This is a genomic window from Methylophaga sp. UBA2012, from assembly GCF_002335235.1.
Classification (GTDB): Bacteria; Pseudomonadota; Gammaproteobacteria; order Nitrosococcales; family Methylophagaceae; genus Methylophaga; species Methylophaga thalassica.
This window is the reverse complement of the sequence record NZ_DDCG01000002.1, coordinates 93,063-107,474: the sequence shown is the minus strand read 5'-3', so window position 1 is coordinate 107,474 and position 14,412 is coordinate 93,063. Positions and strand designations below refer to the sequence as shown.

Annotated in this window: 10 protein-coding genes; 6 read left to right on the top strand and 4 right to left on the bottom strand. The window is 46.3% G+C overall.

The window, feature by feature from the left end; genetic code table 11:
- Window positions 1-2,678 (bottom strand): excinuclease ABC subunit UvrA (uvrA, locus tag B2248_RS02215; RefSeq protein WP_286722091.1); only part of this gene is annotated, 2,678 nt, incomplete at its 3' end.
- A gap of 74 nt (window positions 2,679-2,752) precedes the next feature.
- Between uvrA and B2248_RS02210 the strand changes: the two genes are divergently transcribed.
- Window positions 2,753-4,138, top strand: a complete 1,386-nt coding sequence (locus tag B2248_RS02210; RefSeq protein WP_273183059.1) for an MFS transporter — start codon at window positions 2,753-2,755, stop codon at window positions 4,136-4,138.
- A 12-nt stretch (window positions 4,139-4,150) separates the two neighbouring features.
- On the opposite strand, the gene B2248_RS02205 is transcribed toward B2248_RS02210, so the two are convergent.
- Window positions 4,151-5,149: an MFS transporter gene (locus B2248_RS02205; RefSeq protein WP_273183088.1), complete on the bottom strand. Its 999-nt coding sequence runs from the start codon at window positions 5,147-5,149 to the stop codon at window positions 4,151-4,153.
- A 222-nt stretch (window positions 5,150-5,371) separates the two neighbouring features.
- Here B2248_RS02205 and B2248_RS02200 point away from each other — a divergent pair, with 222 nt between their 5' ends.
- Together B2248_RS02200 and B2248_RS02195 are read left to right on the top strand one after the other, a co-directional pair.
- Window positions 5,372-6,121 (top strand): IclR family transcriptional regulator, encoded by a 750-nt coding sequence (locus B2248_RS02200; protein ID WP_007144467.1) that lies wholly within the window; start codon window positions 5,372-5,374, stop codon window positions 6,119-6,121.
- A gap of 258 nt (window positions 6,122-6,379) precedes the next feature.
- On the top strand, window positions 6,380-6,892 hold the full coding sequence (locus B2248_RS02195) for a single-stranded DNA-binding protein (RefSeq protein ID WP_007144466.1): 513 nt from the start codon (window positions 6,380-6,382) through the stop codon (window positions 6,890-6,892).
- Window positions 6,893-6,962: 70 nt separating this feature from the next.
- Here B2248_RS02195 and B2248_RS02190 read toward each other — a convergent pair whose 3' ends face one another.
- Window positions 6,963-7,880, bottom strand: coding sequence for a histone deacetylase family protein (locus B2248_RS02190; RefSeq protein ID WP_273183056.1), 918 nt, complete (start codon window positions 7,878-7,880; stop codon window positions 6,963-6,965).
- Between the two features lie 68 nt (window positions 7,881-7,948).
- Between B2248_RS02190 and B2248_RS02185 the strand changes: the two genes are divergently transcribed.
- Both B2248_RS02185 and ppnN read left to right on the top strand, forming a co-directional pair.
- The gene (locus B2248_RS02185) at window positions 7,949-10,627 is read left to right on the top strand and encodes a bifunctional acetate--CoA ligase family protein/GNAT family N-acetyltransferase (protein WP_273183055.1); all 2,679 of its coding nucleotides are present in this window, start codon (window positions 7,949-7,951) and stop codon (window positions 10,625-10,627) included.
- Between the two features lie 89 nt (window positions 10,628-10,716).
- Window positions 10,717-12,075: a nucleotide 5'-monophosphate nucleosidase PpnN gene (gene ppnN, locus B2248_RS02180; RefSeq protein WP_273183053.1), complete on the top strand. Its 1,359-nt coding sequence runs from the start codon at window positions 10,717-10,719 to the stop codon at window positions 12,073-12,075.
- 164 nt (window positions 12,076-12,239) lie between these two features.
- Here ppnN and B2248_RS02175 read toward each other — a convergent pair whose 3' ends face one another.
- The gene (locus B2248_RS02175; protein WP_273183052.1) at window positions 12,240-13,784 is read right to left on the bottom strand and encodes an AmpG family muropeptide MFS transporter; all 1,545 of its coding nucleotides are present in this window, start codon (window positions 13,782-13,784) and stop codon (window positions 12,240-12,242) included.
- Window positions 13,785-13,948: 164 nt separating this feature from the next.
- On the opposite strand from B2248_RS02175, the gene dinB reads away from it, so the two are divergent.
- Window positions 13,949-14,412, top strand: a 464-nt coding sequence (dinB, locus tag B2248_RS02170) for a DNA polymerase IV (protein WP_286722002.1), incomplete at its 3' end; no start/stop codon positions are given.

The window sequence follows — 14,412 nt, the reverse complement described above, 5'->3', positions numbered from 1 at the left end:
ATAACATCCAGATTATGCTCAATCACCACAATAGTATTACCGCGGTCACGTAGACTGTGCAGTACTTTCAGTAGCTGTTCAATATCGAAAAAGTGTAAGCCGGTGGTTGGTTCATCCAATACGTACAGGGTTTTACCGGTATCGCGTTTGGATAACTCTTTGGCTAATTTGACACGCTGCGCCTCACCACCAGACAAGGTGGTCGCATTTTGTCCCAGTTTGATATACGTCAATCCGACATCAATCAATGTCTGTAACTTTTTGGCTACGACCGGAATATTTTCGAAAAAGACGTTGGCTTCTTCGATGGTCATATCCAGCACCTCGGTGATAGTTTTACCTTTATAACGGATATCCAATGTTTCGCGGTTATAGCGCTCACCTTTACACACATCACATGGCACATAAATATCAGGCAGGAAGTGCATCTCCACTTTAATCAGACCATCGCCCTGACACGCCTCACAACGGCCACCTTTGACATTAAAACTAAAGCGACCAGGACCATAACCACGTGAGCGTGCCTCTGGTGTGCCAGCGAATAACTCACGAATCGGGGTAAACAATCCGGTATAAGTGGCCGGGTTTGAACGTGGCGTACGACCAATCGGACTTTGGTTAATCGCCACCACTTTATCAAGCTGCTCTAAGCCAATAATTTCAGAATGCGGTGCGGGTTCTTCGGAGTTACCGTTTAAGTTTTTGGCAGTCAGCTTTAATAAAGTTTCATTGATCAGCGTTGATTTACCCGAGCCAGACACACCGGTAACACAGGTCATCAGACCAATCGGTACATCGATATCCACATTTTTCAGATTATTGCCGCAAGCCCCTCTTAAACCAATCACACGACCCGCATGAGGCTGTTGACGTTTGGCAGGCACCTCAATTTTTCTGCGTCCTGACAGATACTGCCCGGTCAGTGACTCTTCACTTTTCATGATTTCTTCAGGTGTACCCTGAGCCACAATTTGACCACCATGCACACCTGCACCTGGCCCAATATCAAGCACAAAATCCGCCATGCGAATCGCATCTTCATCATGCTCAACCACGATGACTGTATTACCCAGGTCTCGTAGTCGAGTTAAGGTTTCCAGCAGACGATCATTATCTCGCTGATGCAGACCAATTGAAGGCTCATCAAGAATGTACATGACCCCAACCAGACCCGCACCAATCTGGCTGGCTAAACGAATACGCTGAGCTTCACCACCAGATAAAGTTTCCGCACTACGAGCCAGATTCAGATAATCAAGACCAACATTGACCAGAAAACTCAATCGCGCCGAAATTTCAGTAACAATTTTTTCTGCAATTTCACCGCGTTTACCCGGTAAGGTGAGTGTTTCAAAGAAAGTACTCACTTCGCCAATCGGCATCGCCGTGACTTCAGGTAATGTAATTTCATTGACAAATACATTACGCGAAGCCAACGTCAATCTCGCCCCATGACATTCCGGACAAGCCCGGATGGAATGGAACTTAGCCAAATCTTCACGAACACTGTTTGATTCTGTTTCGTGATAACGACGCTGCATATTCGGAATCACGCCTTCAAACGGATGTTTCCGACTCACTGACTTACCACGGTCCCCCATGTAGTTGAAGGCGATCTGTGTTTTGCCGCTACCATACAGGATGACTTCACGCACATCATCGGACAATTCCTGAAAGGGTGTCTCCAGATCAAATTTATAATGTTCCGCCAGCGATAACATCAGTTGGTAGTAATAAGCATTACGACGGTCCCAGCCACGAATCGCTCCCGCCGCCAGACTTAATTCGGGATGAGTCACCACACGCACAGGATCAATAAACTGCTTCACACCCAAACCATCGCAGGTCGGACAGGCGCCGGCAGGATTATTAAACGAAAACATGCGCGGCTCTAATTCGGAAATCGAATAACCACATTCTGGACAAGCAAAGCGTGCTGAGAACAAAGTCTCATCAGATTCATCATCCATTGATACCACTTTGGCGACGCCATCAGCCATAGCCAGTGCAGTCTCAAATGATTCTGCCAAACGTTGCTGAATATCCGCGCGCACTTTAAAACGATCTACTACGGCTTCAATAGTGTGTTTTTTGCGCAATTCTAATTCGGGCGGATCATCAAGCTCAATTACCTGACCATTCACTCGCGCACGAACGAAGCCTTTAATACGCAGCTCTTCCAGCACATCACGATGCTCGCCTTTGCGGTCCTGAATCACCGGCGCAATCAACATCAAACGTTTACCTTCAGGCATCTCCAGCACCGCATCGACCATCTGACTGACCGTTTGCGCCGCCAGTGGCTGATGATGTGTCGGACAACGCGGCTCACCAGCACGAGCAAATAACAATCTCAAATAGTCATAAATCTCGGTAATGGTGCCCACCGTTGAGCGCGGATTATGCGACGTGGATTTTTGCTCGATCGATATTGCTGGGGACAGGCCTTCAATATGATCCACATCCGGCTTTTCCATCATCGACAAGAACTGACGGGCATAGGCTGACAAGGATTCTACATATCGACGCTGTCCTTCTGCGTATAATGTGTCGAAGGCAAGCGAGGATTTTCCCGAACCAGACAAGCCAGTGATAACAATCAGAGCATCTCTAGGCAAGTCCAGGTCAATATTTTTAAGATTATGGGTACGAGCCCCACGAATGCTTATATTTTTCATCCCGGGAACGCTTATATTTTTCATCAGGATTCCGTAGTAAAATCAAACGGATCAATATACTCTGTCCGACTACCATGACGCAAAAACAAACTACAACAAACTCATTGACCTCGCTGGAAAAGCGGAGCATTTCAGGGCTTTCGTTGATATTTGCCTTGAGAATGCTGGGCTTATTCATGATCTTGCCGGTTTTTTCGATATCGGCGCATCAATACACGGGCAGTACACCCATGCTCATAGGTATTGCGATTGGCGCATACGGACTGACTCAGGCGTTACTGCAAATTCCATTTGGTATGTTATCCGACAAGATTGGTCGTAAGCGCGTTATCACCATTGGCTTACTTTTATTTGCGGCCGGTAGTGTGATTGCAGCAATGGCACACTCTATTGAGATGGTTATTGTCGGACGCCTATTGCAGGGTAGCGGAGCCATCGCCGCCGCAATTATGGCTTTAACAGCAGACCTTACACGCGATGAGCAACGTACTAAAGCGATGGCCAGTATCGGTATTAGTATCGGTCTATCATTCTCTGTCGCGCTGGCAACCGGCCCTATTCTCGAACATTGGGTTGGTTTATCAGGTATTTTCTGGGCGACAGCACTGCTCGCCATTGCTGGTATCGGTATTTTGCACTTATGGGTACCATCCCCTAAACGTTTGATGATGCATACCGATCTTGGGCCTGTCCCCAAGCAATTTGGGAAAGTGTTTGGCAACAAACAGATCATGCGTTTAGTGCTGAGTATTATGTTGCTGCATTTACTGCTTACCACCAGCTTTTTCGCTTTACCTCATGCCTTACAGGATGTGGCTGGACTGGATAAAAGCCAGCATGCTATGGCTTATATGCCAGTGCTGCTTTTAGCTTTTTTCACAATGGTGCCATTTATCATCATCGCCGAGAAAAAACGCAAAATGAAATCCGTTTTCATCGGTGCCATTGCCGTGATAGGCCTGGCTGAGCTGGGTTGGGCATTTTTTGCTCACTCATTAACCGCGATCCTAATCTGTCTTTGGTTGTTTTTTTCTGCGTTTAATATTCTCGAGGCCAGCCTGCCATCGATGATGTCAAAGCTCAGTCCGCTGGAAAATAAAGGGACAGCAATGGGGGTTTACTCCAGTGCCCAATTTGTAGGTGCATTTATTGGTGGCGCTATGGGCGGTACACTTTATGGCATCTTCGGTCTGGAAGGGATTTTTGTCGCCAGTGTCGTACTGGTCGTCATTTGGTTATTACTGGTTTTCCCTATGCAGGCACCGAAACATTACAGCAGTAAGATCATTCATCTGAGTGAGGCGACCATGAATAATTCCACTGACTTCATTCAACAATTGACAGCCATATATGGTGTAAAAGAAGCTGTCATGGTGCCGGAAGAGCAAGTGGCTTACGTCAAATATTCGCCCGATGAAATTAATATGGAAGAACTGGAAGCCTTTGCTTCACGGCATTAAGGAGTGCAGAAATCAGGCTCGAAACCGCAGTCCTCTCATTGCTATTAATGTGATGGCGGTGATAAATGCTAGAAAAGTTGTACAAAGATACAACGCCAAGTGGTCGTCAATCATTTCTGCCAAGACTGATGAGAGAAACTGACCTGAAAATATCGCCATGGATAAATAGGCTAATTGTGTATTCCTAATGCTGGAATCACTCAATTCAATAGTGATGTGATTTACCAACGGTATTGATAATCCAAATCCCATCCCCATGGCAACGGCCGCTAGAATAAGAGTGAACCAAGAATTGGTGAAGGCAAACAATATCTGGGCAATACCGTATAGACTATAAGCAGCAATCAGCGTCGACTTTTCCTGCAAACGTTCAACTACCTTTGGCATAAAAAAAGCGCCTATCACGGCCATAAATGAAATAAACGCCAGATAAAATCCTGCTGTAGTCTCACTGACACCCGATTGATGCAGTTGTACAGGCAGGGTAATGGTGGTGATGAAAAAGATCAGCATGGATATCAAAGCCAGTGCTAACACCCAACGTTGCTCTCGGCTCACTCTTACTTCGGCAGTATCTGTTTGTGTTTTCTCAAGACCTGTCATCGCTGGCACATACAACACCACCATGACTAAGATGAGCCAGGCAATAGCGTAAAGATAAAATGGCCAGAACCATGCCTGTGCGGTTAACAGTCCGGCTACAGCAAGAAAGATGACACCACCTACCTCTATCGACATGCCTTGTTTTGCGATCATCTGTAACCTTTCTTGCCCTTGATAAAAGTGGGCAATTAATGCCGTACCAGATGCCATAACCACCGCAGTGGCAGCGCCGAGTAATAGGCGGTCAACATGAATGAATATGGAATCTTTGAACAAAAAACCTGCCATACCGATTAGCCCATAGAGAGCCAAACCGACACAAAGCGCGTTGTAAGCCCCGACTTTTTGCATCAATTTTCCTGCAGCTGGGCCAAACAGGATCACCCCTAGCGATGGCATGGTAATCAACCAGCCAGGATCAGAAGAAATTTCCGAGCTGAGTAGCAATCAACGGTAAGCCTGGCAGCAGAATACATCCCACCATGATGGTAAGCGAGGATACTGCGAGTAATGTGATGCCGGTTAACCGGTTTGCTTGTCTTGAGTTTTTATCCACTATACGGTCACCTTATTTCATATATCGGTGATAGTCATATGTTAGACTCCCTGTGTCAATAAATGGATAAAATGATGGTCGATCAAAGCAAACACAATCATAGTCAGGTTATTTCGCGTGCCGCCACGATACTCAAAGCATTACAACACTATCCACAAGGAATCAGCATCACAGCATTAGCCAAACGCGTTGAGTTACCACGATCTACTGTTCATCGTTTGGTGTCGTCTTTAGAACAAGCGTCTTTGGTGATTCACACTCGTCAGGGTATACAACTTGGTGCGGCCTTATTACAGATGACGCATACTGCGCACACTGACTTTATCAGCGTCGCCAAACCCCACATCGATACATTGGCCAGACGAACAAGAGAAACCGTAGATGTCTGCGTGTTTCGGGGGCAATACTCCTTATCCATCGATCAAATAGCCAGTGATCAGGAACTTCGCGTCATGTCCCCGGTGGGGACAGCCTTCCCTGTTTACACATCGGCTCATGGCAAAGCGATACTGGCAACGCTCAGTAATGAAGAAGTCAAAACCGTCATTGGTGACAAATGGATACAGCGCACAGAGTCCAGCCACGTATCCTATGACACGCTCTTTCGTGACCTGGATTTGATTCGTAAAAATGGCTGGGCAGTTGATATTGAAGAACATGCTGAAGGGGTTTGCGCTGTAGGTGTCAGCATTCAATCCTCGCTAGCAGAGCGTTATGCCATTGCAGTCGCATTACCCGTAATTCGTTTCAACAAAAACATGACAGAAGTGACTTCAGCATTGCTACAGTGTCAAGCTGAAGTTGAAGAAGTACTCAAGCGCTAAAGCAGATTATCCTTATCTCTTCCAAACACCCCACCTAAGACAACGCATCACACTGGACCTTCTATTTTGATATTGGGAATGTGTGACTGAGATGATATTATCCCTGCTCATTAGCAATCCTTTTTCTGCCTGCAATAGTGTGGTTGATGGTAGAAACGCTTTTAACTATTTTTTTAACACTGAGACAGTCATTTGACTGATGTTCAGCAGCAACATCAGCACAGATTTGACGGTCCCCATTAAACCAAGGAACAAGCCATGTCAGTAAATAAGGTCATTCTGGTCGGACGACTCGGCGCAGAGCCTGAAAGCCGCGCCTTTCCAAACGGTGGTTCAATTTGTAATTTACGAATTGCCACATCAGAAAGCTGGAAAGACAGACAAACCGGTGAACGTCAGGAACGCACCGAATGGCACCGTGTCGTCTTACGCAACAAACTGGGGGAAATTGCTCAGCAATATCTGCACAAAGGCTCACAGGTTTATATCGAAGGTCGGATTCAAACACGTAAATGGCAAAATCAGCAGGGACAAGACCAATACACGACGGAAATCGTGGGTAATGAAATGACCATGCTGGACAGTCGTGGTGCCGGCGGTGGTGCCAACCAGGGCGGTGGCAGTAATTACAGTGGTGGTGATACCTCGTTTGACCAACGTCCACAACAACAATCTGGCGGTTACAATGCACCACAACCTGCCTCATCATCTGCAGGCCCTGATTATGGTGGTGGCGGCGATGATTATTACGATGATGATATTCCGTTCTAGGAGTCTCTGAAAGATCACAAAAAAGCCCTGTTTTACAGGGCTTTTTTATTATCTTAAAGTCAGATAGCACTCATAACAAAGCATCAATATGACTGGCCACACTGCGGCCTAATGCTGACATGACATAACCGCCTTCAAGCGTTGAAACTATCCGGCCCTGGGCAAATTTATCCGCTATTTTTTTCACTTCACTTGTCACCCAGGCAAAATCATCTTCCACTAAGTCCAGATCCGACATATCGTCTTCCCGATGCCCATCGAATCCAGCTGAGATAAAAATCATTTCTGGTTGAAATGCTTCCAGCTCTGGTAGCCATTGTTCTTCAATAAGTTGGCGAAATTGCTCACCACTGGTGCCAGCAGGCAGACCAATATTGATCATATTGTCGTGTTTACCCGGTTCACCAGTATCGGGATAAAAAGGATGCTGAAAACTACTGCATAACAGTATCTGCTGATTGCCTCTGAAAATATCTTCTGTGCCATTACCATGGTGTGCATCAAAGTCGATAATGGCCACTCGCTGCAATCCATATTCAGCTATCGCATGAGCGACACCTACAGCGACGTTATTGAATATACAAAAGCCCATCGCTTTGTTATGTTCTGCGTGATGACCGGGCGGTCTGACACAACAAAAGGCCGTATTCGCGTCTTGGCTCATCACTAAATCAACCGCTTTTACTACAGCCCCGGCTCCACGCTGTGCCGCCGTTAATGACGCTGACACCATCAATGTATCGGCATCCAGCCAAACACGTTCATTCTCTTGCAACTTCTGAAAGATATCACTGACATAATCAGCATCATGAACACGACATAATTGCTGTAAGGTGACCATCGGCGCGTCATAAAAATGCATAACCATTTCCAGGCCGCTGGCGATAAGACGATCGTGAATGGCAGCAAGTCTTTCTGCCGTGTCCGGGTGATATGATGTCGTTTCGTGCAGGGCACAGTCAGCATGAGAAATAAACGCGATAGTCATAACGACACCTTAAACAACCGTAATAAAGTTTTTGTAAGCTAATCGTATCAGGAAAATGGACCAGTGATATGACCACACATTTTTTAGACCGCCTGTTTTCACCCCGTTCAATCGCGGTATTTGGTGCCAGTCAGACGACGGATGCGGTGGGCAGACGCGTATTTGATAATTTGGTGGATACCGATTTTTCCGGACCAGTCTTTGCAGTAAATCCAAAATATGATCGTATCAATGATCATATTTGCTACCCGAATCTGGAAGCGATTAATGAATCTATCGATTTGGCTGTTATCGCCACACCGGCCACCACCATAGAAGCCATTATTCATCAATGTGGTCACGCAGGTGTGAAAGCGGCCATTATTATTTCAGCCGGTTTTAGTGAAGGACAGGGGCAAGGACTGAAACTGGAACATGCGGTGGTGAAAGCCGCAAAGCAATACAATATTCATATTCTAGGCCCGAATTGTCTGGGTCTTATCCGGCCTAGTATTGGCATGAATGCCACGTTCAGCAAAAACACCGCTGCGCCGGGGCAATTAGCCTTAATTTCACAATCTGGTGCGTTATGTACAGCCATTTTGGACTGGGCCGCAGCCAATGAAGTGGGCTTTTCCGCCATTATCTCTCTGGGCAATGCCGCCGATATCGACTTTGGCGATCTGCTCGATTTCCTGGCTCAGGACCACAAGACCCAAAGCATTCTGCTGTATGTCGAAGGCATACGTGATGCACGCCGTTTTATGAGCGGTTTACGTATCGCTTCTCGTATGAAACCTGTGGTCGTGATCAAGGCGGGTCGTCATCAAGCTGGATCACAAGCCGCTTTAACGCATACAGGTGCGATGATGGGGGGAGATGACGTCTTTAATGCCGCAATTCAGCGAGCAGGTGTGGTCAGAGCCGATACCATTCAGCAGCTTTTTGCGGCGGCTGAATTATTAGCCACACAATGCCGAGTTCATGGCAGACGTTTAGCGATTGTTACTAACGGTGGTGGTCTTGGCGTAATGGCCACTGATCGGGCCATTGATTTAGGTATTGAATTAGCCAGTCTGTCAGATGACACCATTGCCAGTCTGGATAAGGTATTACCAGCCCACTGGTCACGTAGTAATCCTATCGATGTGCTGGGTGATGCCGCACCGGAACGTTATAAAGCAGCGGTCAATGCCTGTTTGCAAGATGAAGGCATTGATGGCGTCTTAGTCATGTTATCGCCCCAAGCCATGACTGATCCTGATGCCTGTGCGCAGGCTGTCATTGATGCACAGCAGACCAGTTCTAAACCAGTTCTGGCTTGCTGGATGGGACAACAACTTATCGCCAGTGCAGATCGTTTATTTGCCCGTCATCATGTGCCGTGTTTCTCTGATCCGGAATCGTCAGTTGAAGCCTTCGCCTGTCTGGCACGTTTTTATGAAAATCAGCAGCTGCTGATGCAGGTTCCCGGCCCTTTATCATCACATAGTGAACCCGATATTGAAGGCGCCCGACTGATTATTGAAAGTGTCTTGGCTGAAAATAGACAAGCGCTGACAACGGCTGAATCCCGAGCCCTGTTACATGCCTTTGATATCCCGGTGAGCTTAAGCATTCAATGTCATAGTGCCAATGAAGCTTTGGTCGCCGCAGAAAGTTTTGGTTATCCGGTAGCGATGAAAATCAATGATCGCCATATCCAGCATAAAACAGATGTTGGCGGCGTACGCTTAAATATCAATAATGCGGCCGCCGTCAGGTTGGTTTACAAAGAACTGTTGGAAGCTGTGCGTAAAAAAGTGCCGGATATAAAATCGTTCAGCGTCAGTATCGAACCAATGTATACCGATCCCTTTGGCAGAGAATGTCTGGTCGGCGCCAATCGTGATCCGGTGTTTGGCACCACCATTGTGTTTGGTGCGGGTGGTGTAAAAGTGGAAGTGTTGCAGGATACCGCTATCGCCCTGCCACCGTTAAACACCTTCCTGGCAGATAAGCTGATTAATCAAACCAAAATCGCAGCAATGCTCGGTGAATTCCGTGATATGCCTGCGGTAAATCGTGATGCCTTAATACAAGTGTTATTACGTGTGTCTGAAATGGTCTGTGAATTACCAGAAATTGAATCGCTGGATATCAATCCGCTGGTTGTCGACGAGCGAGGTGTGTTGGCATTAGATGTCAGAATTGTGGTGGCACATCATGTCAAAACGATTAATCGTTATGATCATATGGCCATTCACCCTTATCCAACCCATCTGACCAAACAGGAGCAGTTAGCCGATGGCACGGATATTATTATCCGGCCAATACGACCTGAAGATGCGCTGATAGAACAAGTCTTTTTCCGGAAGCTTTCTACCGAATCACGCTATTTCCGTTTTATGCAGGAACTCAACGAATTATCGCAGGATATGTTGATACGCTTTACTCAGCTTGATTACAGTCGCGAACTGGCTTTAATGGCAGTGACTATGGAAGAAGAGGAAGAAATTGAAGTCGGTGTCGCCCGTTACAGCATGAACCCGGATGGCAGTAGCTGTGAATTTGCTTTGGTGGTCGCCGATGAGTGGCAGCATAAAGGTATTGGCACACGACTGATGAATGCGTTAATTTCCAGTGCTCGCCAGCAAGGTTTCAGCCTGATGGAAGGCGAAATCCTGACCAGTAATCAACCCATGCAGCGGCTGGTAGAGAGCTTAGGGTTTACAGTCACGGCCAGTCTGGAAGAGCCCTCCATCAGGTTAGCTTCTATGCATTTGTAGTGCTGCTGAGCAAAAATTATCTGAAAACCATTGATTGTTATTAACAAGAGTGGGAGCATCAATTAGTAACCACCAAAGAAGGCGTGTGAATGAAAAAAATCCCTTATACCACTGTTCGTCCAATTCGTAGTCTTAACCTGTTATCACAGGAAGAAATCATCAAACTCAGCTCACCCAGCGCTGAGCTGCATCAACTGTTTCGTGAATGTGCTCTGGCCATTCTGAATACTGACAGCCATGAAGATGATGCTGAAGAAATTCAGCAGCTCTATGCGGACTTTGATATCCGCCTGAAATCACAACCGCGTGGTGTGATGCTGGAAATCTTTAATGCACCGGCACAGTCTTTTGTTGACGGCATCCTGATTCGTGGTATTCAGGAGCATTTATCTTCGGTATTGCGCGATATTGTCTACACTGACTTTAAAATTCTCGCTGAAGAAACCAATAACTCAGCCAAAATCACCGACAAAGTGTTCCGCATTCTGCGTAATGCCAATATGGTCAGGCCGAATGTCTCACCAAATCTGGTAGTGTGCTGGGGTGGTCATTCTATTCCACGTGAAGAATATGACTATGCCAAACATGTCGGATATGAGTTTGGTTTGAGAGGACTGGATATCATCACCGGCTGCGGTATTGGTGCGATGAAAGGCCCTATGAAAGGGGCTGCAGTGGGTCATGCTAAACAGCAAATCACCCATGGTCGTTATATCGGCATTAGCGAACCTGGCATCATTGCTTCAGAATCGCCCAATGCTATCGTCAATGAACTGGTTATCATGCCCGACATCGAAAAACGCCTGGAAGCCTTCGTGCGTCTGGGTCACGTTATCGTGGTATTTCCAGGTGGCGTCGGTACTGTGGAAGAAATCTTCTATTTACTCAGTATCCTGCTGCATCCGGAAAATAAATATGGCATTCCATTAATTTTTGCTGGGCCAGAATCCTGTCGGGACTACTTCAACACGCTGGACGCCTTCCTCAAACAGTGTCTGGGTGAAGAGATTAGTGACTTATATGAAATCGTGATTGGTGAGCCAGAAACCGTTGGCTATAAAGTCAAACAGGCGATGACCGAAGTCCATGAAAATCGCAGAGAAACTGAAGAAGCCTATTACTACAACTGGCAGTTACATATCGACCCTATGCTGCAGCAGCCATTTATTCCTACTCATGAAAATATGGCCGCGTTGGATTTAGATCCATCATTGCCCAAACATTTGCTTGCCAGCCAGATCCGCTCAGCATTTTCAGGCATTGTCGCCGGCAATGTGAAAAGTTTTGGTATTAAAGAAGTGGCGAAGCATGGGCCTTATCTGTTGAAGGGTGATCCTGACATCATGCAAGCCATTGATAATCTGCTCCATATTTTTGTCAAACAGCAACGAATGAAACTAGGCCAGGGAGAAGGGGTGTATCAACCTTGTTATAAATTGGTGGGCTAACTTTTACCCGATAATGACAAATAATGTTACATAAACCACTTCAGAAGCAGGGGCACAGATAGCTGGTGATTGCACTTTTCCATGACCAGTCATCGGTGTCCTTGGCCTGAATGAATTAGCCACCCAAGCAATATGTCACTATCCTTGGGAATTATTTGAAAAATTTATTGAGGATGGGTGAGATTAAATCGTTTACGGGCCAGTGCAATCAGTAATAACACAGGTAGCCCCATCAGTGCCGTCATCAAAAAGAAATTTTCAAACCCAATAGACTCGACCATAGAACCAGAGTAACCGCCCAGCACTTTGGGGATTAAGGTCATCAATGAGCTGAAAATGGCATACTGCACAGCAGTAAAAGAGATATTGGTTAAACTCGACAAAAAGGCAATAAAGGCGGCATTAGCCAGGCCACCAGATAAATTATCGGCGGTAATCACCACATACAGCATCGTAATATCATGACCGCTTTGCACTAACAGCATAAACAACAAATTAGTAATCGCAGATAACACCGCCCCCAACATCAATATCGGCATCACACCATAACGTAACACCAGTACCCCGCCATAAAAGGCGCCGAAAATGGTCATAAACACACCAAAGGTTTTCACCACGGTGGCAATTTCATTTTTGGTAAAACCAAGACTTTGATAAAGCGGATTAGCCACTACGCCAAGCACAATATCTGAAATTCGGTACAGCCCCACCAAGGCTAATAATAACCAAGCCAAAGACCAGCCATAGCGTGTAAAGAAATCCTGAATAGGCGCGATGTAGCTGTGAGTCACACTTTGTTTATCGATAAATTTTATTTGTGTCATCAACAGCGCAACCAGCGCTGCGGCAACCCCGGCAAATACCAATCTGATTAACTCGATAAAAACAGACACCAGCTGCGCATTACTCAACAATAAACTCAGTTTTTGTTTCGCCAGCGCGGTTAAGTCTGCTGTCAGAGCAAAGCTACAAATAAAGGCGCTCACTGCCAGCAAAAAGGTAATAAAAAATCGCACATGATGGCGACGATTGATCAAAGCTGATGCTTGTAGTTGCTTGGGCTCATCGATGATTAAGGTGGTCAAAATGCCAACTAAAAATAAACTGGCCATCGCCCAGTAGGTTAATTGCCAGGCCTCAAAATTATAATGCTCCATACTGGTACCAAAATAACTGGCCAGAAATAAAGCTCCGCCTCCAGCCAGCAACATGCCAATGCGATATCCGGCGATGTAACTGGCTGACATCATCGCCTGCAGTTCAGCATTAGCAGACTCTATACGGTAAGCATCGGTGACAATATCCTGAGTAGCCGAGGAAAAGCCTAAACACACTGCAGCAGCGCCCATCCATACTAAAGAATGCTGGGCAGGATCGACCATCGCCATAAAAATAATGGAGCCCATCACCATGCACTGCGCCAATAATAACCAGGCACGCCGACGTCCTAGCCAACGGGTTAATAAGGGTAAAGGCATGACATCGACTAATGGTGCCCAAACGAATTTGAATGAGTACCCCAGCGCCGCCCAACTGAAATAAGTGATTTCACTTTTAGCGATGCCGACTTCGCCAAGCCATAGACTCAAGGTGGAAAAAATCAGTAATAACGGCAGGCCCGCCATGATGCCAAAGACAAGCATCGTCAACACCCGCGGGTGCATAAATGCTTGTAAACTCTCCTGCCATGAACGTAGTCGTGCTATCAAAATCGGTCTCAGATCGCGTTGAATCAGCTAAAGTAACATTGAAGTATATCTGGTTCCACTTTTGTTCATAGCGATACAGACGACTAGAAAATATTGCTGTTCATCATGCAGTCAACGATAATGAGAAAATTAAGAGAACATATTTCTGATATCCTTGATACCTCATGGCTAAACAACGCAAAATAATTCACGTCGATATGGATGCTTTTTTTGCTTCTGTTGAACAACGTGATCATCCAGAATATAAGGGTAAACCACTGATCGTCGGCGGCCAGCCTAACAGCCGGGGCGTGGTCGCAGCCTGCAGTTATGAAGCCAGAAAGTACGGCATTCATTCGGCCATGCCCTGCTCGCGCGCCTATCGTTTATGCTCACATGCCCTATTTGTGCCGCCGCGTTTTGAAGCCTACCGTGAAGTCTCCAATCAAATCCGTGATATTTTCTGGCGTTATGCCACTGAAGTTGAGCCGTTATCTCTTGATGAAGCTTATTTAGATGTCACCTACACCGAGGCTTTTAATGGTTCGGCCACCATGATTGCCCAGGCCATTAAACGTGAGATTTTGCAGGAAACTCGGCTCACCGCCTCGGCGGGGGTTTCCTATAATAAATTCCTCGCCAAAATTGC